Source organism: Cohnella massiliensis (assembly GCF_900169535.1).
GTDB classification, from domain to species: domain Bacteria; phylum Bacillota; class Bacilli; order Paenibacillales; family Paenibacillaceae; genus Cohnella; species Cohnella algarum.
Genome location: NZ_LT821258.1, coordinates 706,518 through 731,395, shown reverse-complemented (window position 1 = coordinate 731,395; position 24,878 = coordinate 706,518). Strand labels below are relative to the sequence as shown.

Below are 24,878 nucleotides of genomic sequence, written 5' to 3'. Positions count from 1 at the left end.
GGAGGCCGGTAGCGGCGGGAAAATCCGCATAAGAAAGGATTGATTGGGCACGGGGGAGACGCGTGGGGCAAGGATAGGCACGTACAGTAAGCATAGGTTGGATTGGTTTCGTGTCGAATTTTCGCATTAGCTAAGTACGGCTTTTAGAGAGCGAATGTAAGCCTTTTACTATTATTGGTTGTAAATTATAATAGAATGTCTCTTTTTTTCAAATATAATAAATGAAAAATAACGAATTTACCTTTAAATAAATATGTAAATGGGCGAATTTATTTTGTAAACTTAAATTCCTCAACCGAATCCGATCGGCGGTTGAAGCCAACGATTTTCAACCGAACAGGAGATGTTTTGAAATTGAATAGACGCAACCATTTTCCCGCACAAACCGCCACCGCCATTGCCGCTTCTTGCGACCGCCTTCCCTGGGGCGGGTTGCTTGCGCTCGCCATGGCCGCATTTATCTGCATTTTTACCGAGACGATTCCCGCCGGATTGCTGCCTCAACTAAGCGAAGGGCTCGGCATTTCGGAAGCTCTTGCCGGCCAGCTTGTCACGTCGTACGCTCTGGGGTCCCTAATGGCCGCGATTCCCGTGACCGCCGCTACGCGCGGCTGGCCGCGGCGCCGGCTGCTGCTGGTTACGATGACCGGTTTTCTCGCGTTCAACAGCGTTACCGCCATGTCCTCCGATTTTGCGCTGACGCTGGCTGCCCGTTTCTTTGCCGGCGTGTCCGGCGGCGTCCTGTGGGGGATGGCGGCAGGCTATGCCCGCCGGATGGTGCCGGATGCCCTCAAAGGACGGGCTCTGGCGGTGTCTATGGTCGGTTCTCCTCTTGCCATGGCGCTCGGCGTTCCCGCAGGGACCTTCCTCGGCGGTCTTGCGGGGTGGCGCGCCGTTTTCGGGATCATGTCGCTGATTACCGTGCTGTTGATTGTCTGGATCGTCCGGAAGATGCCGGAGTATCCCGGACAGCAAGCCGCCGGAAGAACCTCTCTACGCACTATTTTCATGATGAAGGGCGTGCGTCCCGTATTGGCGGTCGTCCTGCTCTGGGTGCTGGCCCACAATATTTTATACACGTATATAGCGCCTTACCTTGCCCGGGCGGGGCTTGCCGGCCGCGTCGACTTGACGCTGCTTATTTTCGGTCTTGCATCGATCGTCGGGATTTGGATTGTCGGGATGTGGATCGACCGCATGCAGCATAAAATGGTATTGGTCAGCCTTGCCGGATTCGCTTTGGCTTCCCTGCTGCTTGGCGTTGCCGCCGGTCAGCCCGCGTTGATTTATTTGGCGGTTGCCTTATGGGGACTGACGTTCGGCGGAGCGGGGACGCTGCTGCAGACGGCGATGGCCGAAACCGCCGGCGAGCATGCGGATGTCGGCCAATCGATGCTCGTCACGGCCTGGAATTTGGCCATCGGCGGGGGCGGCTTTATCGGCGCCGTCATGCTCGAAACGATGGATGCGGGTTCCTTGCCTTGGGCCTTGCTGCTGCTGACGCTTCTTGCGCTCCTTGCTGCCTGGCGGATCAACGTACGCAGGTTCACTTCAAGGAAGCGCGGGGAAGGTCCGACGCTTCTTCCGGAGTCGGAATAAGAGGTTTATAATCGACGGGAGACGACATGACGATCAAGGTCGTATACGTTCCGTATTTGTCGCACTCGTTCCCGAACTCTTCCAGAGAGCGTATAGAGTCGGTCATGACCTTTACCAAATAATTATGTTCCCCGCTTATGCGGTGACATTCGACGACATAGGGAGACGCGCGGACAAAATCGACAAACGCCGTGCAATCGCGGGTTCGGAAGAGGAAATAGGCAGCGGTGGATTTTCCGATTTTTTCCGGAGAGACGATCGTCCGATATTCCTCGATCATTCCTTTTTCCTCCAACCGTTTCACTCGTTCCGTTACGGCGGGCTGGGACAGGTTCACGGCTTTGCCCAGCTCCGTCATGGAAATTCTCGCCTGATTCTGAAGATGGAACAGAATTTGTCTGTCGATTTGATCCATATGCAATTCCTCCTATTAATTAAAGGCATTTAGATTTTATTAATTTTGTTATTTAAGCAAATCATTGAATTTGAATTAATTTTAAATGAAAGCCTGCGAAGCAATCAACATGAAAATCATCGCTTGACCCTCACATTAATGTCAGGGTTTACAATGAAGGCGATCGATCTAGCGGAGGCGATAAACATGAAAATCGGAGAGCTCGCGGCGCGCACCGGGGCGAGCGTTCGTTCGCTGCGCTATTATGAGGAGCAAGGGCTATTGACGCCGGTTCGGAGCGGGAACGGCTACCGGGATTATTCGCCGTTTGCGGAAGAACAAGTGCGGACGATTCAGCTGTACCTCAATCTCGGGTTGACGACGGAGCAGATCGCCGGCTTTTTGAACTGCGTGTTGAAAAACAAGGAAGCGTTCTGCAGCGAAGTGCTCCCGGTTTATCGCCAAAAGCTCGAAGAGATCGAAACCCAAATCCGCCTGCTGCAGAACATCAAGTCGAATTTGGAGGATCGCATCCGGTCGATTTTGGAGGAGCGGCAGCAGGCCGAAACGGAGGAAAAAACATGAGCCTGCAAACGGTCGACGCTTCAACCTTTCAAAGCGCCGTTCGGGAAAACGAAGTGACGCTGGTCGAATTCGGCGCGGAGTGGTGCCCTCCCTGCAAAGTTTTGCTGCCTATTCTGGAGGAGATGGACCGAGAAGAAGGAGGCCGGGCGGCGATATTGCAAGTCGATTGCGACGAATCGCCGGAGCTCGCTTCGGCGTACGGCGTGATGTCGATGCCGACCGTCATCGTGTTTCATCGCGGCGAACCGGCGGACAAATTTGTCGGACTCCGGCCCAAGAGCGTCTATCAAACGGCGTTGGCCAGGTATCGAAGCGGGGAAACGGACGCCGGCTGACCCGTCGAGCGAAAATCGCGGAAAACGAACCGCGCGGCAATTGAACTTGGCAACTTGCATAAGCTATACTTTTCATAGCTTGCAAGAGCTGGAATTTTGCCTTCTCTTGAAGGTTGAAATGAAGGAGCCTGACACTTGCCGACCGAACGGACCCGAATTTCCGCCAAATGGAAGACGCTCGCGATATTGGGGTTATTTCTGATCCTTCTCGCGGGCTTAAGACTCATATGGATCGGCTGGTTTCATCACGAGGACCAGCCGCATGCGGCGAACGGACTGCTGGATTTGCGGAACTGGGATGCCGGCGCGGGCCGCACCGTTACGCTGGACGGAGAGTGGGAATTTTATCCGCACGTTTGGCTGATGGACGGCGACGATCCGACGGCGGCATCCGATCAGGGCCAACCTTCCGCCATCCAGGTCCCCGGCGCCTGGAACGCCTCCTTGCGGCCGGGAGAAGAGACGCCTTACGGCTACGGATCCTATCGTTTGCGCATTCTCGTCGATCCGGAAAGCGAGGCAACCTACAGCATCCGCATTCCGAGCGTCCGCAGTGCGTCGGCGTTATACGTCGACGGCCGTCTGCTGGCCAAGTCTGGAGAGCCCGCCGAGAGCGCACGGGAGTTTGTTCCGTATAACATCCCGTACACTTCTTCGTTCGCGCCGAACGGCAGCGGCGAAATTGAAGTCGTCATTCAGGCGGCGAATTATGCCGACCCCCGCGACGGCGGCATCGTGCGTTCGATCAAGTTCGGGGCGGAGGAAGCGATCGCCCGGGAGACCCAGCTGTCGGTTTCCATGCAGCAACTGGTCGCTGTCGTTTTTTTGCTGCATGCCGTCTATGCGTTTATTTTGTTTTTCGTCGGAAACCGGGACCGAAAGCTGATTTATTTTTCCCTGCTTCTCGTCAGCGCGACGCTGATGCACCTGCTCGGTTCCGAAGAAAAACTGTTGTCGTACTGGACCCCGATCGATTACGAATGGGGATTCAAGCTGGTCCATTTCTCTATGGTCGCCGTAGGTTACGGTTTGCTCCAAAGCACCCGCCACCTGCAGCCCGAAGGCTGGCGAAAATTCATCCCGATTTATTCCGCCTTGTGCGCCGGGGCCGCCTTCCTGTCGCTGCTTTTGCCCGTCCGGCATTTGGTGACGGCGCAGCCGGCCTATGCGCTGATCATGGGGGTCGGAATCGCGGCGTCCGGCTTGTCCGTGCTTTTTACTTCCATCAAGGAATTAAAAGAAAACGTACTGCTGCTTCTGTCTCTGGTTGCGTTCAACAGCCATTTCGGCTGGTGGGGCATTCATCTTGCGACCGGCATCAAAACCGTCTATTACCCGTTCGATCTCATCGTGTCGATCGCCTGCTTCGCTTCCGTCTGGTTCAGGGGCTATTTTCAGGTTCATGCCGAAACGAAAATGCTCGCCGCCAAGCTGCAGAGCGCGGACAAACGGAAGGACGAATTCCTGGCCAATACGTCGCATGAATTGCGCAATCCGCTTCACAGCATACTCAATCTCTCGCAAGGCGTTCTGGAACGGGAGCGGTCGCTCGGCGGGCAAAGCGCCAAAGACCTGGAAACCGTGCTGAATGTCGGAAGAAGAATGTCCTTTATGCTGAACGATCTGCTGGATGCGATGAGTCTGAAGGAAAACGCCCCCCGTCTGCAAATTCGTTCGATCTCCGTACGGCCCATCGCCGTCGGCGTAATGGATATGCTTCGTTTTATGGCGGAGGGAAAAGCCGTACGGCTGACGGTTCGGATTCCCGAACGCTTCCCGCAAGTGAATGCCGACGAGAACCGAATCGTCCAAATTTTGTTCAACCTGCTGCACAACGCGCTGAAGTTCACGGCCGAAGGCGAAATCGCGATCGGATCCTACGTGGAAAACGGTCGGGCTTACATTTCCGTAACGGATACGGGGATAGGCATGGACGAGGAAATGGCGCGCCGCGCGTTCGAGCCTTACGAGCAGGGAGACTCCGGCAAGAGGATGATCGAGGGGGGCTTCGGCCTCGGTCTCGGCATCAGCAAACAGCTGGCGGCATTGCACGGCGGGGAACTGCGGGTTCGCTCCGTCCCCGGTCAAGGATCGGAGTTCGTTTTTTCGCTGCCGCTTGCCGAACGGTCCGATGCGGAAGAAGAACCGGCAAACGCAGCGGCGTCCGCGGAAGCCGCCATGGCGGAAGCGTCGGCCGCCGCCGCTCGGCCTTGGCCGCCGGAGCCTTCCGGCAAGGTCGCCGAACGTCCGCCGTACATCCTCGCCGACCGGCCCCGGATTCTGGCGGTCGACGACGATCCCGTCAACCTGAAGGTGATCGAAACGCTTCTTTCGTCCGAAGACTATGACGTCGCGACGGTCGCGAGCGGCGCGCAGGCGTTGGCCGCCCTGGACGACAAGGAATGGGATCTGGTCATTGCGGATGTCATGATGCCGCATATGTCCGGCTATGAATTGACGCGCGCGATTCGCGCGCGGTTTTCGCTTACGGAGCTGCCCGTTCTGCTTCTTACGGCGCGCGGCCGGCCCGAGGACATCGAATGCGGGTTCCGCTCGGGCGCGAACGATTACGCGGCAAAACCGGTGGATGCGTCGGAAATCCGGTCGCGTGTCAAGGCGTTGACCGAAGTCAAACAAGCGATGCGCGAGCGGCTGCTCATGGAGGCGGCCTGGCTTCAGGCGCAAATTCAGCCGCATTTTTTATTCAACACGTTAAACGCCGTTTCGGCGCTGAGCGAAATCGATTTGGATCGGATGCGCAAATTGCTGAAAGTTTTCGGGGATTTTTTGAGGGACAAATACAAGTTGAAAAATATGCACGAGCTCGTCCCGGTCGAAGAGGAGCTAAGCATTGTCCGCTCCTACCTGTATATCGAGCAAGAGCGGTTCGAGGATCGGCTTCGGATCGTTTGGGAAATCGACGAGGAAGATTGCAAAGATATCCGAATTCCGCTGCTGACGATCCAGCCGCTGGTCGAAAATTCCGTCCGACACGGCATTCTGAAGCGTTCGCGGGGCGGAACGATCACGATCCGGATCGCGAACTTCGGCGGTTATGCGGAAGTGGCGGTCGAAGACGACGGCGTCGGAATGGACGAAGCGACCCTGCACGGCCTCCTGGAAAAACGATCGGACGTCCAGTCCGGAGTCGGCCTGCTTAATACGGATCTTAGGCTGAAAAGACATTATGGAAAAGGACTTCGGATCAAAAGCGAGCCGGACTTCGGGACTTCGGTATCGTTCAACGTTTTCCGCAGCGTTTGACCGATCGTCCGGCTCCCTCGACGCCGTTATTTTTTCCTCCCGTACTGCTTGGCGTAGGAGATGATTTTGCGATACAATCGTTTGTCCTTCATGTCCTTCAACGGATAAAATTGCGGCCGCGTGTTCACTTCCAAAATCCAGGCCCGGCCTTCGCGATCCAGCGCGACGTCCAGCCCGAGCTCCCGGAACCCCGTCAGATGCCCGTCGAACAGGCGGCCGACGGATTCGCCAAGCCGTTTCAGTTCGTTTTCTTTATGCTCGATGCTCGCCTGGCCGTACCCCGCGCCCGACAGGGTAGGCTGGAAAAAGCCGATTTTTCCGCCTTGGTTGTAGTTCGTCGCGACCTTGCCTTTACGGCCGATTTTCGTGAACAACGCCGTGCTCTTCCAATCGCCGCCGTTCGTTTTCTGCACCATGACGCGAATATCGAACGGCCTGCCCTCCGTTACGGCAAGCTTGATTCCCTTTTGCAGCAAATAAGAGCTGCCGCCCGTCCGTTTTTTCAAATGTTCGTACAGGGCGTCGAAGGTGGGAAACCGGTTTTTTTTCGCATTGTGCTGAATCTGGTAGCCGTTTTCCTTCTTCGTGATGCGAACGATGTTGAAGCCGCCCGTTCCGCCGGTAGGCTTGAAATAGACAGTGGAATACTGAGCAAGCATGCCGCTAAGGGCGCTTCGGCTGAAGAGCTGCGTATGGGGGACGTATTTGCGCAGGCTTTCGCTTCTGAGCAGCCATTTCGTTTTCGTCCATTTGCTCTTAATGGATGTGCTTTTGTATTTCAAGCCGTCCATCTCTCCTCTCTCGCCCTAGCGTATGAGCGGATACGGAGAACCGGCCGTGCTCCTGTCTAGCGCCCAAGCCTAAATCGCGGCCGGGCGGAATCTGCGTTTGGAAAGGAAGCAGGAACATTCGGGAAAATTCCATCCCGATCGAAAAAAGCGCTATAATGAAGGCAGCGATTCGAAAAGATCAGAGGAGGGGCGGTCGGATGGACGACCGAAAAAAGCCGAGCCAGTCCGAAGCGATGAAGCGTCTGCTTGAGAAGAAAAAGGCGGCGCAGCAGAAAGCACGGGGCGAACAAGCCGGCTACCGCACGGAAACGAAAAAAATGAAGACGCAAATCCACAAAGTGCAAAACAATCAAAAGCGGCGCACGGGCGTTTAAGCGAACTGCAGAAAGGATGAAGCTCCATAGACGAGCTTCATTTTTTTTTTTGCATTCAAAATGTACGTCTGGCGATGGGGAGCAGTGTGCTCGTTGTGTAAATATAGTTAACATTAATTGTAACAATTTTATTGTCAGACGTGAAAAGTTCAAGTATGATCATGGGTAATCTCGCACGGGGGGGAAGTATTTCGTGAACAACTGGTACAAGAAACAGCTGCTTTCCTACTTTCCTATTTTTTTACTTACGATCACCGTGATCGTACTGCTCGGTCTGGTCGTCATTTCCGATATTTCGCGGAAAGAAACGGAGAAGGCGAACCGAATGTCTGCCGACTACGTTGCGGATACGATGGTCCGGTCGCTTGACGATATCGAGAACGCCGTTCTCAAAGAGCTGAACAAAAACGAAAGCATCGCAACGTTTGCCGAAGCGCCCGGACTCGCCGGACACGATGAAAGCCTCCTCCTCTACAATGCAGCTGCCTCGCTTCGTTCCCTGATTGAAGGGAATCCGGTCATCCATTCGATTTATTTGTACCGCGCGAAGGACGGCCTGATTATATGGCCCAACGGCAAAACGACCCTCGATTCGTTCGGCGACACGGCTTTCCTCCGAAAGGTACTCGAAGACGAACGGCATACGACGGACCGTTGGTCGGAAACGCGCTGGCTCCAGGACAGGTTCGTCTCTTCTCCCGCCCGGGTCATCTCCCTCGTCAAGCAGCTTCCCGTTCCTTTCGGCGACAAGGGCGTAGCCGTCATTAACGCGGACGTAAGGGAGCTGCGAAGCTACATCGGCGATATTGCCGATACGAAGATCAGCTACCTGGATGTCGTGGACACGGCGGGGCAACTCGTCATGTCGACGGACGAGGAAGGGGAAAACGGCCGGAAAGGCGGTGGAGTCAAGCAGCTTGCGGAAATCGAAGTGCCCGATACCGCATGGACGATCCGCAGCGGCATCAAGCAAGGGCAGTTCTTCGGATGGTTTTCACTGATTTCCTACATATGGGTGGCGATCGGTTGTGCCGTCATCGGGCTCAGCCTCGGATACGTAATTTACATTTCGAAACGGAACTACCGCCCGATCCAGATGATGATGAACAAGCTGGAATCGATACAACTGAACTCCTTGCCGGACGATCGCAAGGTGGACGACCTTTCCTTTATCGGACAGGCCCTGGAGGATCTGATCGACCAATCCCGGCATTACGAGGAAGGAAGACGGGAGCATCTGATTACGAAGCGCAGGCAGTTTTTCATGGATTTGGTCGAAGGTACGGGAGTCGTTGCGGAAACGGATTGGGAGGAAACGATTCCTTTGCCGTATAGGGACGACGAATGCCCTGCCGACAAAGGCGTCATCGTGGCGGAGCTCGGTCATGAAGCCTTCCTGGGGGAAGGAAAGCCGCAGGATCAGGCTATGCTGCGCCTCGCCGTGCAAAGCATCGTGCACGACTTTTTGGACAATTCGTCCATGCGCGCCTGGTGCGAGTGGATAAGCGGGGGCAGGCTGGGCGTCATTTGCCGGATGGAGGAGGGGAAAAGCGCGAAGGAAACGCTTCTCCCTAAGGTGGCGGCCTGCCGGCAGTGGGTCGAAGAGAACTTCGGAATCCGTTTCGTGTTTGCGCAAGGGGTTCCGGTCGCATCGTGGGAAGATCTTCCCGTTTCATACGCTTCCGCTACCGCGGCGCTTGGCTACAAGCTGACCGGCGGCGAGACATTGATCGTTGCGGAAGAACGGGTCGGCGGTTCGGCAGAAGATGCACATTCCTACTGGGTCCGGATCGCGGAAATGGCAAAGGCGTTCCGCCTTGTACACGACGGGTGGAGGGATCAGCTAGCCGGACTGTTTAACGATTTTCGGACTTACCGGTTAAACGATATGCAAATCCATATGATTTTGGCCGCGCTGGAAAAGCTGCTTAAAAAAGAAACCGGGAACGAGGTTCTGGCGTCCGAGACGATGCGGCAAGCCTGGATCCGGCTCGACGTCGAAGCGATGGTGACCGAAAGCTCTTCGCTGGACAGTCTGGAAGCGAACCTGACCGAAGCGTTGAACGAAGCGTACCGGGCTTACGTCAAGGTGTTCGAAACCAACAGTTTTCAGGCCGTCGCGGTGGGGATGCGCACTTACATCGAGGAGCATTTTGACGACCCGGATCTTTCTCTGAAGCACCTAAGCGACCGGTTCGGCATGAACGGAAAAAACGTCAGTCAACTGTTCAAAGACGCGTTCGGCGAAAATTTCGTGGACGTCCTGCTCCGGCTGCGTATTGAAAAGGCAAAACGGCTGTTGACGGAAACGGATTTAGGGCAACAGGACATCGCTCAGCAAGTCGGATATTCCAATGCGATTACGTTCGGCCGCATGTTTAAAAGAGTCGTCGGCGTTACGCCCGGGGATTACCGGAAGAAACATGTCTGAACGATCCGGAACGGAAGCGGCCGCCCGCTCAAGCGGGCTCGGCCGCTTCTTTCCTAGGGATTTCTATTACATAAACCTTACATTGCAAATTCTGAAAAACAGTTTATTCGCGATTTTCAGTGTCATAAATCATGACGCAAAAAACGGGGCTAAGGTTTATTGGCGGAAAACAAGTTTATTGTCTGCGGCGAGAACGGGATGACATACTGGACTCGTTCCCGGCAGGCGCCGGAACGCAAAAAATCGGATAGGGGCTGAAGAGAAATGGAGAGAAGGTACCAAAGACGCGGGTACGGCAAGATCAGGTCGGCGCTGTTGGCGACGGCAATCGGGCTCACGGCGATCCTCGCGGCATGCTCGAATTCATCGGACAGCGGCTCGGCAAGCGGCAATGCTTCTTCCCAAGAGAAAGTCGCCTTAAAGGTCGAGGTGTTCGACCGCGGAAACGCGCCTTCCGGACTTAGCGTCACGGACAATTACTTGACCCGGTACGTTCAGGAGAATTTCGGGGACCCGAACAATATCGAAGTGCAATATGTGCCGGTTGCGAGATCCGAAGAAGTCCAGAAGCTGAACGTTCTGATGGCCAGCACCAACGACGTGCCCGACATCGTGTTTACGTACGATTCCGGCACGTTTCAAAGATATGCGTCCCAAGGCGGCTTGATGGACCTGACGGAGACGCTTGACGAGCACGGTCCCAACCTGAAAGCGTTCCTGGGCGAGGATACGTTGAAATACGGCCAGATCGACGGGCAACAATTGGCTATCCCGGGCCGCCGTCTCGTTCTTGGCAAATACTCGTCGTACATTCGACAGGATTGGCTCGATCAACTCGGTCTTTCCGTCCCGCAGACGACGGATGAGCTGTATGCGGTTTTAAAGGCGTTCAAGGAGCAGGACCCGGGCAACACCGGCGGCAAGGTCATTCCGCTCGGGATGTCGGTCGCTCCGGCCCAGTTCGAATCGCTCATCTGGTCCTTTATCGAGCCGTTGACCGAGGAACAGAAATACACGCTGACGCAAAAGCTGGGCTCCAGCGACTATCCCGTTCTGCTGCCGGGTTTCAAGGAAGCGCTGCGGTTTATGAACAAGCTGTACAACGAAGGCTTGATCAGTAAGGATTTCGCGCTCGACAAGGACAAAAAACAGCTGTGGCAGGACGTCCAGAACGGACTTGTCGGCGCCTTTTCCGAGGATGCGGGAGAACTGTACTTCGACTACAACGGCACGTACAAAAACCTGCAAACGAACGTGCCCGGAGCCGTCATGACGCCAATCGATCCGTTTTCGAATTCCGAGGGCAAGCATCCGAAGCCGGGATATGCGCCTAACGCCATGTATATCATGATTCCGAAATCCAGCGAACGCGCGGTCGAGGCGATCAAATATTTGGATTGGATGGCTTCCGGCGACAATTTGTTTTTCATGCAAAATGGCGTGGAGGGAGAGAACTATACGCTCGAAGACGGGATTCCGGTGCTGAACGCGGATGCCGCGCAAGAAATCAAGGATCGCCTGTTCAACTACGGGGATATGGCGATCATCGTAAACGGCAAGTATATCGGCGAAACCGAGCAAAACAACGAAGCCTACATTCGCCAAACGCCCAAGGAATATCACGAAGACATGCGAAAATCCGTCGACATTTCGAATACGGACAAGCTCGACCAAATCGTGCTGTCCCGTCCGATCGAGGCCGAATCGAAGTACGGAAGCGTATTGACGGACAAATACAATGAAATGATCGTCAACACGACAATGATCGGCACGGATAAATTCGACGCTACGTTTGACAGCCTGATGAAGGAATATATGGCGAGCGGCGGTCAAGCGATTTTGGACGAACGGACCGGAGTTTACAAAGAAATGAACCCGTAAACGGATCGGCCGCGTTTAGGGCGGGGCCTTTCGGTTCCGCCCGTTATCAACAGGCTAAGGAGGACCCCGATGAGAGCGTCCGTGTATGCAAGCAGGTACTGGCAGCTGTATGCGCTGCTGGCGCTGCCGCTCGTTTATTTTATCGTGTTCAAGTACGGTCCGATGTACGGCATCCAGATCGCGTTCAAAGACTTCAATCTCTTTCAGGGAATTACGGGAAGCGAATGGATCGGTCTCGAAGCTTTTCGGGAAGTGTTTCGCAACCAAGAGTTTTACCAGACGCTGCGCAATACGCTGATGCTGAACTTTTTGGATCTTCTCGTTTCGTTTCCGGCTCCGCTTGTTTTGGCGATCATGCTGTACGAGTTGAAATCCTCCTGGTTCCGCAAGCTTTCCCAGACGATTTTGTACGTTCCGCACTTTATTTCCTGGGTGATTATCGGCGGCATCGTCTACCAGGTATTCGGCACGCAATCCGGCATGATCAACAACGTTCTCGCCGGCCTTGGGTTCGAGGCGGTTCCTTTTCTGACGGAAAAAAACAAGTGGCTGATTACGTATTTGTTGACGGGCGTCTGGCAGAGCGCGGGCTGGGGGACGATCCTGTATTTGGCCGCTCTTACGGGCATTAACCGCGAGCTGTTCGAGGCCGCGGAGGTGGACGGCGCCGGGCGGTTTAAGCGCATTTGGCACATTACGCTGCCGGGACTTAAAACGACGATCGCAACGCTCCTTATTATCAACCTCGGCCACATCATTACGATCGGTTTCGAACGGCCGTACGTCATCGGCAATCTGGCGGTGCGGGATTACTCCGACGTTCTGAGCACGTTCGTTTATCGGGTCGGTCTCGAATCGGGCCAGTACACGCTGGCGACCGTCGTCGGCCTGTTTCAGGCGGTCGTCGGCCTCGTATTCGTATTGGGCGCCAACTTCTTGTCTAAAAAATTGACGGACGAAAGCGTTCTATGACTTCGTTTAAATTTATCCGCGTTTAACGCGTGTAATTCGGAAGGAAGTGCAATCATGAGCGAACGAACGGCAAACCGGATTTTCGACACCTCCAACGTCGTTCTCATCGCCGCGGCCGTGTTGCTGTGCGCGGCACCGTTTCTGCATATTATCGCGATTTCCCTCAGCTCCTCCCGCGCCATCATGTCGGGCGAGGTTACGCTGTATCCCATAGAGCTGACGTTCGAGGCCTACAAACGAGTGTTCACGGACCCGTCGATGCTGCAATCGTTGGGATTTACCGTCATGCTGACGGTCGTCACGACGGCGCTCTGCATGATCGCGACGGTGGCGGCCGCTTATCCATTATCGAAGTCGAAGCTTAAAGGGCGCAAGTTTTTGATGGTTGTTGTCATGATCACGATGTTTTTCAGCGGAGGCATGATTCCCGAATACATTCTGATCCGGAATCTGGAATTGCTGAATACGATGTGGGCGCTGGTGCTGCCGGGACTGATCAGCCCTTTCTATCTGATCATTATGATCTCGTTTTTAAAGGGAATCCCGGAAAGTCTGGAGGAAGCGGCCGAAATTGACGGCAGCTCGCATTTTAACGCGTTATTCCGGATTGTGCTGCCCTTGTCGATGCCCGTCATCGCAACGCTCAGCCTGTTCTACGCCGTGGGCCGCTGGAACGGGTTCCAGGATACGCTGATGTATATTACGAAGCCGGAGCTGTATCCGCTTCAGTTAAAGCTGTATCAGATTATTAATATCAGCCAGTCCAGCGAGCTGCTTCGGATGGAGGGGGCGGGCATGTATCAGGTTCTGCCGGAAGGACTGAAGGCGGCGAGCGTCATTTTCGCGACGGTTCCGATTTTGCTCGTTTATCCTTGGCTGCAGCGGTATTTCGTGAACGGAGTCATGATCGGGGCCGTGAAAGGATAATGGGCAATCCGCTTGCCGCGTCAACTGCGCGAAGATTTCCTTATTTGCTGTTGAAGCTGCGGTTCTTTTACTTGGCGACCGGTCTTGCCGGCGGACTTTTGAACCCCTATATCGGAACGATTTTCAAGGAAAGCGGGCTCGGCGATTCCGCCGTCGGCCTTATCATGGCCTGCTCGTCCGTCCTGATCGTTGCGGCGCAATTGTTCTGGGGGCGGCTGGCGGACCGCTACCGGTTGACGAAGCCTATTCTGCTGTTGAGTCTGGCGGTGCCGGCCGCTCTTTCTCTGCTGTATCAGGCTCCGTCCATTCCCGTCATGATCGCCGCCTACATGACGGTCGTGACGTTTACGGCGCCGCAGGCTCCGATCAGCGACGCTTATGCGGTGCCGGCGGCTCGAGCGGCCGGTTCGTCCTACGGTACGATCCGCTGCTTTCAAAGTATCGGAAACGCGCTGGGCGGCTACGGGGCGGGCCTGTTCGTTTCGACTTATGCCCCAAGCAGCCTGGTTGTGCCGTTTTTTCTGTTAAGCTGCGTCGGGATCGCGGCGGTTTGCGTTTTGCCGAAGCAGGGGGCCGTCAGTGTCGCCAATCGTTCGTTGTCGGGCGGCATTTCGTTTCTGCTGAAGAACAGGGAAGCGGCGCTGTTCTTAAGCGCCTGCTTCCTGATCAACCAGACGTTGACGGCGTTCAACACCTATTTCGTGATCGTCTTCCAGCATGCCGGCGGGAGCAGCGAATGGGCCGGGACGGCGCTGATGATCGCGGCGATTTCGAACGTGCCGTCGATGTTTTTGGCTTCGGCCGTCATCGGGCGGCTCGGGTTGGAGAAAACGATGATGATCGGGGCGATGGCTTATATCGCCCGATGGGCGATCCAATATTTGCTGCCCGTTCCCTCGGTCATGGTGGGGGTTCAAGTGCTTCAGGGACTTTCCTTCGGGTTGTTTTACGTCGCCGCTGTGGAATATGTGGCGCGGCTGGTGCCCGCCGGCATGCAGGCGACGGGACAAAGCGCGTTCAGCATGGTTTTCGTCGGCATGGCGGGCATGGCGGGCAACCTGCTCAACGGCTTTCTGCTGGAAGCGGGCGGTCCGTCGCTGATGAACGCGGCGTGTACGATCAGCGCGGCATGCGGGGCGGCGCTTCTGGCCGTCATTGTCAAAGGCACCGGATCGAAGCGGAGCTCCCGTGCCTCGGAATCCGGCGAAATGCAAAGGGATGGCTAGAGAGGAGACGTACGAAAAATGAAGGCAACGATAACCCCATGGTCGCCAATGCCGCCGGAACGGGAATTTCTGGTTAGGCAAGCGATGCGGGTGATGGACCGGAACTACGACGAACAGGCGTCGCTGGTGCGAGAGACGGAGGGGGGAGAGCTGTCGACCCGAAGCAGCGCCCATTACGCGCTGGGGCTGCTTATTCGCGGCGAACCCGGAGATCGGGAAAAAGCCAGCGCCATCCTGCAACGGGTGCTGGATATGCAACTCGACGCGCCGGATGAAATCTATCACGGCACGTTCCGGGTATCGCCCGAAGCGCCGGTTCCCCCGGCCGGTCATATGGCCTGGGGGACGTTTCCGCCGGGCATCGCCTATTCCATTCATACGACGATGGAAGCGGTATTCCGGCGCTTCGCCGCGAATATCGGCCGGGCGCTGCCGGGCCTGCTGACAGGCGAAGCGGAGCCTGCCGTTCGCGACGGCTTCCGCCATGCAGTAAACGAAGTGCTTCCGCCCGTTTGGGAGAGCTACGACCCGAATTGGCGCGAATTCATCGCATGTACATTCGCATTGCTGCTGGACCGGTTCGAGGCGGAGCTCCCGCCCGGTTTGGTCGCCCGGATCGACGGGGCGATGGGCAAAGCCGTCGGCGCTTCCCTTGCTCGCCGCCTGTCCCAATCGATCCCGATGAATACGAACATCGAGCTGATGCACGCGTTTATCGTCCATTATTACGGGCACCGCTATCGTGACGAGGCCTGGATCGAACACGCGGAACGGGAAGCGGAACGGCTGCTCGCGGCATACCGCGAATTCGATTCGTTCCCCGAGTTCAATTCCACGACATACTACGGCGTGGACCTGACGGTCCTCGGGATGTGGAGGGAGCATGCGCGAACGGAATCGTTCCGAAGCGCCGGCAAAAAGCTGGAGAGCGGCCTGTGGCGAAACCTCGCGGATTTTTACCACCCCGGTCTTGAAAACGTGGCGGGCCCGTTCTCCCGGGCCTACGATATGGAAATGAAGGAGCACAGCTCTCTCGGCGTCTTCCTTTATCTGGCGCTGGGCGAGTCGTGCCGGCATTTGGCCGTTGTCAACTGCGAGACAAGCCACGACCCGCTTATCGCGCTAGTCGGTGTCGACGTTCCCGAAGACGTCCTGCCGCGGCTGCGGGAATTCGGCGGAGAACGCCATATTCGGAAGTCGTTTCGGGAACTGTGCGAGCGGGACAAGCCCGGCGCCAATACCCATCTTTGCCGTGCCGAAGCCTGGATCGGCCGCGATTTGATGATCGGGGCGATGTCGGGCAGCCGGAATACGAGCGGCCAGCTGCATCCGGCCACGATTCACTGGCGGACGGAGAGCGGGGAACGCTATTCCTTGCGGCTGCTCCGGAGGGCGAAGGGTGAGCAATGGAGCCGGCACCTGCGGGGCGTCACGTTCGAAGCGAAGGCGGCGGAACGGCGGCTCGAAGCCGAAATTTGCGTCCGGTCGGACGAGGAGATAGAGGTGTTCTTCGAGGTGTCGGGCCCCTGTCTGGAGCCGGCGCAAATATCGGAAGACCGCTGGTCGTTTCCGGGACTGTCCTGCATCGTATCGGCCGAAGCCCCGCAGCCGGCCGTCCGCATGAACGGCGGCCGGCTGGAGATCGTTTATCCCTGCCGTTCGGGCCCGGACGCATGGAGCCGTTTGCGCTTCGAGCTTCAACTGGAGACCGCGCGCCTATAACCGGAATAGACGCCGCCCGCCGCCAATCGGATGGGCGGCGTTTTTGTTTCACGGCACAGAAAGGGCAAGCAATGAATTGAATGATAGGGAACGGAGGCATATAATGTGGATATTCCTAAAATGAACCGCGAGGAGGGACCGGCATGCTGCCCATTCAGCCAACGGAAATTCAGCAAAGACTCGACCGCTTGAAAAACAAGGAGCTTTACCTTCACCTTGAAATGACGTCGGGCGCCTATGCCGCCCATTTCGATAGCACCCGGCATCCGGCCGCTACCTTCATCACGAATGCCGCCGTTCGGTATTTCCACGGATCGATTTCCGGCAACGGGCCTTATCGGGTCGGGTTGAAGACGGAGTCGGGCTGGGTCTATTCCGAAGGGCTGACCCACTATGAAGAAACCGAGGCGGAGCGACTGATTTTGGCCGGGCACGACAGTCAAGGCAAGCTGGTCGTCGCTTTGCATTTGAGCCCGCAGCCCTTCTAAAGGAGAGGAGACGAGAACGCGATGAAACAAAACATACTTGTGGTACTGCCGCATCCGGACGACGAAGCCTTCGGACTGTCGGGAACGCTCGCGAGGCATGTGCGGGACGGGGATCATGTCACGTATGCCTGCCTGACGTTGGGCGAGATGGGCCGGAACATGGGCTTTCCCCCGTTCGCCAATCGGCTGACGCTGCCGGACATTCGGAAGGCGGAGCTGGAAGCTTCGTGCCGGGCGATCGGCATTCAGGATTTGAGGCTGCTCGGCTTTCACGATAAAACGATCGAATTCGAGGAACGGGAGCTGCTCGACGGCAGCATCGAAGGTTTGCTGAACGAGCTGCAGCCTTCGGTCGTCTATACGTTTTATCCGGGCTACAGCGTCCATCCCGACCATGACGCCTGCGGCGCCGCGGTCGTCCGCACCGTCGCAAAGCTGACGGAAGAGAAGCGGCCGGCCGTTCTCTGCATGGCCTTTTCCAAAAACCACGAGGAAGCGATCGGCAAACCCGACGTCCGCCACGACGTCAAAGACTTCGTGAAGCAAAAAATCGCCTCCGTCCGTGCGCACGCCTCGCAATTCCAGGTTCCCGAGCTGTCGGGAAGCGACGACAACGAAATCGAATTGCAAGAGCGGTTCGGGACGGAGCGTTTCTGGACGTACCGGTTCGGCTGACGCTTCGCTTCTTTCCCATCGCCGGCTTGCCGGCGATTTTTTTCGGACTTTTCAGGAGGATAATGCCGAGTACGACAACGGAATACAAGCTAAGGCATATTCCCGAAGGCAGATTGCTGCCTTTTTTTGGTGGGGGCACCGGTTGAGCCTTTCGCGGTTGCCTCTTTTTTTGTTGTTAAGCGTTTGTTAAGCGCGATAAGTTAAAATTTTCGACATGTTTGGGTCTATGGATGTACCCCCTGTCCAAAAGGAATAGGTTCTTCTGCCTAGTTCCGTATCCAAGCGAATTCGCAGTTAACTACACATCGAAGGCGAGGCAGAGACTGGAATGATCGTATTTGGAAAAAAAGGGATGAAAACCATTGCCGCATTATTGGCTCTTGTGTTGGCCATCGGGATCTGGCCGCCGCTTCAGGGTGGCCGGGCATACGCCGATAGCAGCGCGGTGATCGTTACTTTGGCGGGAAGCGGCATAGGCCCGGACAGAGCGGCGGTGGATATCGGTCAAACGCCGATCGGAGTAGCCGTATTCGGTTCGTACGTTTATGTTGCGGACCGGACCAATCATGTCATCCGGCGAATCGACAAATCGACCGGAATCGAATCGGTGGTGGCCGGCATCGGATTCGCGGGCGTTACCGGCGACGGCGGGCCTGCCGCGTCTGCACGTTTGCAGAGCCCGTCTTCGCTTGCGGTCGACGCCGACGGCAATCTGTATGTCGCAGGCATGAACGACTACCGCGTTCGGAAGATCGCGACCGACGGCACGATCACGACCGTGGCCGGAATCGGTCAATACGGTTATTCGGGCGACGACGGTCCGGCAACGGAGGCCAGAATATCCCCTCAGGGAATTGCGATCGACGCCGAGGGCAATCTTTACATCGCGGATAGCGGCAACCATCGGGTGCGAAAAGTGGATGCCGTCACCGGTACGATCACGACCGTGGCGGGTACCGGAACGTCCGGCTTTTCGGGAGACAACGGACCGGCTACGACGGCCAGGTTGAATTCGCCGAACGGGGTGGCGTTCGATGACGCCGGCAATCTCTATATCGCCGATATGAACAATAAAGTGGTTCGGAAAGTCACTCCGTCGGGAACGATTACGACAATTGCAGGTGTCGCCGGAACTTATGGGGACTCCGGGGATAACGGACCGGCGACATCGGCGAAATTATCCAGTCCCGGCAAGCTGGTTTACAGCTCGGGCTATCTGTATATTTCGGACTATAACGCCAACAGGGTGCGCAAGGTGAATTTATCTACCGGCATTATTTCTACGGCAGCGGGAACGGGAGCTTACGGCTATTCGGGAGACAACGGACCCGCCGCGTCGGCTCAACTGAATTACCCGCAAGGAATTGCGATAGACGGCAGCAACAATCTTTATATCGCGGATGGGAACAACAACCGGGTCCGGATGGTGAGCGATTCGGGGTTAATTTCGACAATCGCAGGGAACGGCAGTGCGAGATTTGCCGCCGACGGTCCGGCCTCGCAGGCCGAATTGTACACGCCTTCGGCCATCGCATTCGATGGCGCCGGCAATCTTTATATTGCCGAAACCCAGAACAACCGGGTTCTCAAAGTCGATCCTTTCGGAAATATCGTAACGTTCGCGGGGACGGGAACGGCCGGCTTTGATGGCGACGGGGGTTCGGCGGCTTCGGCGCAATTGAATTTTCCGTCGGACGTGACTGTCGACGGGGATGGAAATGTCTATATTGCGGATACCCAAAACCGGCGAATTCGCAAAGTGGACACTCTCGGAACCATTACAACCGTTGCGGGGAACGGGACCTTCGGATTTTCGGGGGACGAGGGAGCGGCCCTGGATGCCCAGCTATCCAGTCCGACCGGAATCGCCGTGGATGGAAACGATCTGTATATCGCGGATAACGGGAACCAGAGGGTCCGCAAGGTGAACGGCCAAGGAATCATTACGACCGTGGCGGGGGACGGTGGATACAACTCCAATTTCACCGACGGGGCCGAGGCGACATCCGTGTCCGTCATGCCGAACAAAATCGCCGTTGACGACGGGAACCTTTATATCGTCGAAACGTTTTACGGACGTATACACAAAGTGGACGCCGACGGAAAAATAAGCAAATTTGCGGGGACCGGCGGCTCCGGCTATGCGGGGGACGGCGCATCGGCCAAGCAGGCACTCCTGAATTATCCGTACGGAATGGCTGTCGATTCCGACGGCAATGTCTACATCGCGGACGGAAACAACCACCGAATTCGGATGGTCGATGCCGAGGGCATCATTCATACGGTGGCGGGGATCGGAACAGCGGGTTATTCCGGGGACAACGGTCCTCCGGCAGCAGCCCAACTGAGTTATCCGCAGGCGCTGGCGTTCGATCGCAACGGAAATCTTGCGATTGCGGATTACAGTAACTTCCTGATTCGCCAAATCCGTTTGCCCCAGGCCGCTCTCGAGTTGTCAGGCATCGTCTGGGGACCCGGAAGCGGGCTGGGCACGACGCAAGCGACGGCCGTGCCGACGATTCCGGTCGGAAATACATTAAAATACGTTGTCGGCGGCCCCGGCGATAAGACGCGCCCGATGGCCGGAGAGGATGCCGCTGCGCTTGGCTATCAGGATGAATTGATGGTAAACGACGATATTGCCGTCAGCGAGGGACAGCATATTTATGTCGTCGAGACGGATGCGGACGGGAACATCCAGGCATGGACGGACGTGACCGTAGAAGCCGAGAATATCGCTTCGGATGTGGACGCTCCCGCCTATGAGCCCGGTTACCCGAGGCTGGGGACGGTGACGGATACGTCGGCAACCGTAAAGGTAAAAACGGACGAGGCTGGCGTTGTGTATTATGTCGCAGTTCCGAAAGGCTCGCAGGCTCCGAGCGCCGAGCAAGTCAGAGCGGGAAGCGACGCGGAAGGCAATACCGTCGACTCGAACCGGAAAGGAACCGCCCCGATGGCAGCGGGAGAGGAAGTCGCGGTCAAGATCGCCGGTCTGTTAGCCGGTACCGACTACGACGTTTATGTGACGGCCGAAGACGCGGTCGCAACGCCGAATCTTCAATCGCCTCCGGTAAAGCTGGAGCTGACGACGAGGTCCGCCGTCCATTGGATCGGAAGCGGCACCGAAACCGATCCGTATCAAATTTCGACGGCCGAAGAGCTCGCGGGCATCGGTTCCGCGAACGCGGACAAGCATTTTATTCTCATGAACGATATCGACCTGTCGGATTATTTGGCGGTCGGCGGTCCCGGTTACAACGACGGGGCGTACTGGTTGCCGCTCGGTTCCGTCGCTTCTTTCAACGGCAACGGACATACGATATCCAACCTGAAAATCGTTTCGGACGAGGAGCATGTCGGACTGTTCGGCCGGTTTTTCGGTACGATCTATCATTTGACTCTTGCCGACGCAGATATAACGGCAACAAACGTCAACAGCGGGAATAACAACGCAGGGGGCCTTGTCGGCTGGCTTCAACGCGGAACGATTATGGACAGCGGCGTCTCGGGAACGCTGAGGGCCAGCCAGCCGAACGCAAGGTTGGGGGGCCTTGTCGGGTATACGAACGGAGACGTGCTTCGCAGCAGCGCATCCGCCGAACTTAGCGGCCCGAGCATGAAAGGCGGCCTCGCCGGATATAACGCCGGATTCATCGGCGACAGCTTCGCTTCGGGGACGATTGTCGGCAATAACGGAGGAGGGCTTGCCTATATCAGCTATTCGGACCAACCCTCGACCGTTGCCATTTCGAACAGTTATTCGACCGTAAGCATGAGCGGCAGCAACGTCGGCGGGCTTGTCGCCTTCGCGTCAAATTCGTTGGCGTCCGACTCGTACTGGGACACGGAAGCAAGCGGCATTTCGGTCAGCGGCGGCGGAGGAACCGGCTTATCCACCCAAGATATGCTTGACCCTGGCACCTACTCGTTCTGGAGTTCCGATATTTGGGAGCTTATCGCGGGTTCGTATCCTGCCTTCAAGGCAAAAGGGCGCGTACAAGAGGTTGTTCTGGAAAATGCGGAGCTCGTAGCCGGAACCGGCGCGGGGACGGAAGTCGGAACGCTTTCGGTGTCGGCCGGAGATCCGGCTGCCCCGATCGTTTATAGTCTCGTCGGCGGGATCGGCGGAGAGGATAACGCAAAGTTCGAGATCGACGGCGCGAAGCTGAAGACGAAAACGACGATCGGCGAGGAAGCGTCCGTATTTTCCATTCGCGTCATGGCGCTGGACGCCAATCACTACGCGTACTTCAAAAATCTGACGATTTCCGCTACGCCGGCTCCGGCTCCGGAGCTGACGGGCTTCGGGTGGGACCCGGGCAGCGAGGTAGGTACGACGCAAGTGACGGCATTGCCGACGGTGGGCGCCGGCCATACGCTGAAGTACGTCGTCGGCGCTGCGGGAGCATATGAGCGTCCGGCCGTTGGCGCGGATGCCGCCGCTCTCGGCTACGTCGCCGACTTGAGCTTGAACGCCGACATTCCGGTAACGAGCGGCCAGCATATCTTTGCCGTCGAAGCGGATGCAGACGGAAACATCGTCGGCTGGGCGGATATCGCTGTTGCGGATGACCGCATTGCGCAGCCTCCGCAGCCGGCGCCGGAGCTGACGGGCTTTGGATGGAGCCCGGGCAGCGAGGCGGGTACAACGCAAGCGATCGCACTGCCGACGGCAGGCGCCGGCCATACGCTGAAGTACGTCGTCGGCGCGGCGGGAGCGTATGAGCGTCCGGCCGTCGGCGCGGATGCAGCCGCTCTCGGCTACGTCGCCGACTTGAACTTGAACGCCGACATTCCGGTAACGAGCGGTCAACATATATTCGTGGTCGAGGCGGATGCAGACGGAAACATTGTCGGCTGGGCGGATATCGCCGTTGCGGATGACCACATTGCGCAGCCGGACCCGGGAACTGACCCGGGCACCGATCCGGGAACGGATCCGGGAACTGACCCGGGCACTGACCCGGGCACCGATCCGGGAACGGATCCAGGCACCGATCCGGGAACGGATCCGGGCACCGACCCGGGAACGGATCCGGGCACTGATCCGGGAACCGACCCGGGCACCGACCCGGGCACTGACCCGGGCACCGACCCGGGCACTGACCCGGGCACCGATCCGGGAACCGACCCGGGCACCGACCCGGGCACCGATCCGGGCACCGACCCGGGCACCGACCCGGGCACCGATCCGGGCACCGATCCGGGCACCGATCCGGGAACGGATCCGGGCACCGACCCGGGCACCGATCCGGGAACGGATCCGGGCACCGACCCGGGCACTGACCCGGGCACCGACCCGCAACCGGCGCCCGAGCTGACCGGCTTCGGATGGAGCCCGGGCAGCGTGGCGGGCACGACGCAAGCGACGGTTTTGCCGGCGGCAGCTTCGGATCATGCGCTGAAATATATCGTCGGCGAAGCAGGGGCGCATTCGCGGCCGACATTCGGAGCGGATGCAGCCGCTCTCGGCTATGCAGCCGACTTGGTCTTGAACGCCGACATTCCGGTAGCGAGCGGTCAGCACATTTACGTGGTCGAAGTAAGCAGCGACGGCAAAATCATCGGCTGGGCGGATATTGCCGTGGCCGACAGCGACATTGGACAATCGAATCCGATTCCCGTCCCGGTTCCGCAACCTTCGGCCGGAAACACCGGCGGCTCCGGAGCCGCGGAGCCGACGGACAACAACGGAATCGTCATCTTCGTTAACGGCACGGAGAAGATCGATGCGGCAACGGCAAAAATGACGACGGAAGAAAACAAGAAGATCACCGTTGTCACGCTGGACGAACAGAAGCTGAACGAGCAGCTTGACAAAGAAGGCGAAGGTTATGTCGTCCAAATTCCGGTAAGCAACGGATCCGACTCGGTTGTCGGAGAGCTGAACGCCCGGTTGGTCAAGAACATGGAAGCCCGGAACGCCGTGCTTGAAATCAAAACGGAAACCGCGGGATACTTGTTGCCGGCCAGCCAAGTAAACGTCGACGATCTTGTCTCCCGAATCGGGTCCGATCCGGCGCTGGAAGAGATTCGGATTCGCATCGAGATCTCGAATGTGCCGAGCGATCAAGCCGTTTTCATAACGGATGGAGAAAACGCGCAAATCGTTGCGCCGGTCGTCGATTTCAAAATTACGGCCGTTTACGGCGGCAAGGAATACGACGTCCATCAATTTAACGGCTATGTCGAGAGAATGATCGCGATTCCGGGCGATGTCGATCCGGATCGAATAACGACCGGGGTCGTACTCCGGGCTGACGGAACTTTCGCCCATGTACCGACGCGGGTCGTGCAGATCGACGGCAAGTATTTTGCGGTCATCAATAGCCTGACCAATAGCATGTATACGGTGATCTGGAACCCGCTCGAATTCGCGGACGTTTCCGGCCATTGGGCCCGGGACGCGGCAAACGATTTGGGATCGCGCCTTGTCGTCGAGGGTTCCGAAGACGGCGGTTTCCATCCCGGAAACGATATTACGCGCGCCGAATTCGCGGCGATACTCGTTCGCGCTCTTGGATTGAGCGATGCCGTTGAACGTGTTCCCTTTACGGACGTGGGAGATTCCCGGTGGTACGCTTCTGCCGTTCAAACGGCTTACGCTTACGGCTTGATCGACGGCTTCGAGGATGGCACTTTCCGTCCGACGGACAAAATAACGAGGGAGCAGGCGACGGCGGTCTTGGCTAAAGCGATGAAGCTCGCCGGCTTGCAAACGCCGGATCCGTCCGCGGCGCCGGGAATTTCGTTGCAGGCGTTCGCCGACGCCGCGGCAGTGGCGGACTGGGCGCAGGAAGGCATGGCGATGAGTGTCGCATCCGGGATTGTAACCGGTCAGAGCGGCATGCGGTTGGCGCCAAAAGCCAATATGACCCGAGCGGAAGTCGCCGTCATGATTCAACGTTTGCTTAAACAGGCCGATTTGATTTAAAAATAAGATAATCAGAGCATCAATTAACGTACACTCGAAGGCAGCCCTCTGCCTTCTTTTTTTTGTTGCGAACAAAGGCTCGGAGCTAACGTTCCCCTGCGAAAATTGTCAACCGATCGGCGAATAAAACGTTTAATCCCGACATCGGTTTCGAGCCTTCCCCCGCGAGGACGGCGTTCTTGCGAGAACAAGAAAGCGCAAACATTATTTTCCCCGACGTCTTGACGCTTAAAGCTCCGGCATGTTATTCTTCGGTTAAAGGTTTAATCAATTGTTG

16 protein-coding genes are annotated in these 24,878 nt (G+C 57.0%); 14 read left to right on the top strand and 2 right to left on the bottom strand.

The annotated features are described in order from the left end of the window. Positions 1–354 precede the first annotated feature (354 nt). On the top strand, positions 355–1,599 hold the full coding sequence (locus B7E11_RS12835; protein WP_281256498.1) for an MFS transporter: 1,245 nt from the start codon (positions 355–357) through the stop codon (positions 1,597–1,599). On the opposite strand, the gene B7E11_RS12830 is transcribed toward B7E11_RS12835, so the two are convergent. Then, positions 1,547–2,014 (bottom strand): Lrp/AsnC family transcriptional regulator, encoded by a 468-nt coding sequence (locus B7E11_RS12830; protein ID WP_080834888.1) that lies wholly within the window; start codon positions 2,012–2,014, stop codon positions 1,547–1,549. The genes B7E11_RS12835 and B7E11_RS12830 overlap by 53 nt on opposite strands. Positions 2,015–2,200: 186 nt before the next feature. Between B7E11_RS12830 and B7E11_RS12825 the strand changes: the two genes are divergently transcribed. The 3 genes from B7E11_RS12825 (at position 2,201) to B7E11_RS12815 (ending at position 6,177) form a co-directional block, all read left to right on the top strand. After that, a complete protein-coding gene (locus B7E11_RS12825) occupies positions 2,201–2,578 on the top strand; it encodes a MerR family transcriptional regulator (RefSeq protein ID WP_080834886.1) in 378 nt (125 codons plus the stop codon). Then, positions 2,575–2,913 carry a thioredoxin family protein gene (locus B7E11_RS12820; RefSeq protein ID WP_080834884.1) on the top strand — a complete coding sequence of 113 codons (339 nt, stop codon included), beginning with the start codon at positions 2,575–2,577 and terminating at the stop codon, positions 2,911–2,913. Before B7E11_RS12825 ends, B7E11_RS12820 begins: the two co-directional genes overlap by 4 nt. A 135-nt stretch (positions 2,914–3,048) precedes the next feature. Beyond that, entirely contained in the window at positions 3,049–6,177 is a 3,129-nt protein-coding gene (locus B7E11_RS12815; RefSeq protein ID WP_245809697.1) for a hybrid sensor histidine kinase/response regulator, read from the top strand. A 26-nt stretch (positions 6,178–6,203) separates the two neighbouring features. Here the strand turns inward: B7E11_RS12815 and B7E11_RS12810 are convergent, their stop codons facing one another. Continuing rightward, positions 6,204–6,968: a YheC/YheD family protein gene (locus B7E11_RS12810; protein ID WP_245809696.1), complete on the bottom strand. Its 765-nt coding sequence runs from the start codon at positions 6,966–6,968 to the stop codon at positions 6,204–6,206. 197 nt (positions 6,969–7,165) lie between these two features. Here B7E11_RS12810 and B7E11_RS29540 point away from each other — a divergent pair, with 197 nt between their 5' ends. The 10 genes from B7E11_RS29540 (at position 7,166) to B7E11_RS28930 (ending at position 24,601) form a co-directional block, all read left to right on the top strand. Continuing rightward, complete coding sequence (locus B7E11_RS29540) at positions 7,166–7,342, top strand: hypothetical protein (protein WP_176220721.1); 177 nt, start codon at positions 7,166–7,168, stop codon at positions 7,340–7,342. A gap of 193 nt (positions 7,343–7,535) precedes the next feature. Continuing rightward, the gene (locus B7E11_RS12805) at positions 7,536–9,773 is read left to right on the top strand and encodes a cache domain-containing protein (RefSeq protein ID WP_080834882.1); all 2,238 of its coding nucleotides are present in this window, start codon (positions 7,536–7,538) and stop codon (positions 9,771–9,773) included. Positions 9,774–10,037: 264 nt separating this feature from the next. Next, positions 10,038–11,654, top strand: a complete 1,617-nt coding sequence (locus B7E11_RS12800) for an extracellular solute-binding protein (RefSeq protein ID WP_080834880.1) — start codon at positions 10,038–10,040, stop codon at positions 11,652–11,654. A gap of 69 nt (positions 11,655–11,723) precedes the next feature. Beyond that, on the top strand, positions 11,724–12,626 hold the full coding sequence (locus B7E11_RS12795; protein WP_080834878.1) for an ABC transporter permease: 903 nt from the start codon (positions 11,724–11,726) through the stop codon (positions 12,624–12,626). Between the two features lie 54 nt (positions 12,627–12,680). Further along, positions 12,681–13,553: a carbohydrate ABC transporter permease gene (locus B7E11_RS12790; RefSeq protein ID WP_080834876.1), complete on the top strand. Its 873-nt coding sequence runs from the start codon at positions 12,681–12,683 to the stop codon at positions 13,551–13,553. Positions 13,554–13,597: 44 nt separating this feature from the next. After that, entirely contained in the window at positions 13,598–14,779 is a 1,182-nt protein-coding gene (locus tag B7E11_RS12785; RefSeq protein WP_240353288.1) for an MFS transporter, read from the top strand. An 18-nt stretch (positions 14,780–14,797) separates the two neighbouring features. Continuing rightward, positions 14,798–16,501, top strand: coding sequence for a hypothetical protein (locus B7E11_RS12780; RefSeq protein ID WP_240353289.1), 1,704 nt, complete (start codon positions 14,798–14,800; stop codon positions 16,499–16,501). 143 nt (positions 16,502–16,644) lie between these two features. Further along, positions 16,645–16,989 (top strand): YojF family protein, encoded by a 345-nt coding sequence (locus B7E11_RS12775; RefSeq protein WP_080834870.1) that lies wholly within the window; start codon positions 16,645–16,647, stop codon positions 16,987–16,989. 21 nt (positions 16,990–17,010) lie between these two features. Next, positions 17,011–17,664: a bacillithiol biosynthesis deacetylase BshB2 gene (bshB2, locus tag B7E11_RS12770; RefSeq protein WP_080834868.1), complete on the top strand. Its 654-nt coding sequence runs from the start codon at positions 17,011–17,013 to the stop codon at positions 17,662–17,664. A gap of 328 nt (positions 17,665–17,992) precedes the next feature. Next, positions 17,993–24,601 (top strand): NHL domain-containing protein, encoded by a 6,609-nt coding sequence (locus B7E11_RS28930; protein ID WP_139787165.1) that lies wholly within the window; start codon positions 17,993–17,995, stop codon positions 24,599–24,601. The last annotated feature ends 277 nt before the right edge of the window (positions 24,602–24,878 follow it).

Bases quoted from the DNA above. Each gene is read 5' to 3' on its own strand.
- B7E11_RS29540 (WP_176220721.1), top strand. From the start codon at position 7,166: ATGGACGACCGAAAAAAGCCGAGCCAGTCCGAAGCGATGAAGCGTCTG.
- B7E11_RS12810 (WP_245809696.1), bottom strand. From the start codon at position 6,968: ATGGACGGCTTGAAATACAAAAGCACATCCATTAAGAGCAAATGGACG.
- B7E11_RS12795 (WP_080834878.1), top strand. From the start codon at position 11,724: ATGAGAGCGTCCGTGTATGCAAGCAGGTACTGGCAGCTGTATGCGCTG.
- B7E11_RS12800 (WP_080834880.1), top strand. From the start codon at position 10,038: ATGGAGAGAAGGTACCAAAGACGCGGGTACGGCAAGATCAGGTCGGCG.
- B7E11_RS12820 (WP_080834884.1), top strand. From the start codon at position 2,575: ATGAGCCTGCAAACGGTCGACGCTTCAACCTTTCAAAGCGCCGTTCGG.
- B7E11_RS12830 (WP_080834888.1), bottom strand. From the start codon at position 2,014: ATGGATCAAATCGACAGACAAATTCTGTTCCATCTTCAGAATCAGGCG.
- B7E11_RS12780 (WP_240353289.1), top strand. From the start codon at position 14,798: ATGAAGGCAACGATAACCCCATGGTCGCCAATGCCGCCGGAACGGGAA.
- bshB2 (WP_080834868.1), top strand. From the start codon at position 17,011: ATGAAACAAAACATACTTGTGGTACTGCCGCATCCGGACGACGAAGCC.
- B7E11_RS12790 (WP_080834876.1), top strand. From the start codon at position 12,681: ATGAGCGAACGAACGGCAAACCGGATTTTCGACACCTCCAACGTCGTT.
- B7E11_RS12825 (WP_080834886.1), top strand. From the start codon at position 2,201: ATGAAAATCGGAGAGCTCGCGGCGCGCACCGGGGCGAGCGTTCGTTCG.
- B7E11_RS28930 (WP_139787165.1), top strand. From the start codon at position 17,993: ATGATCGTATTTGGAAAAAAAGGGATGAAAACCATTGCCGCATTATTG.
- B7E11_RS12775 (WP_080834870.1), top strand. From the start codon at position 16,645: ATGCTGCCCATTCAGCCAACGGAAATTCAGCAAAGACTCGACCGCTTG.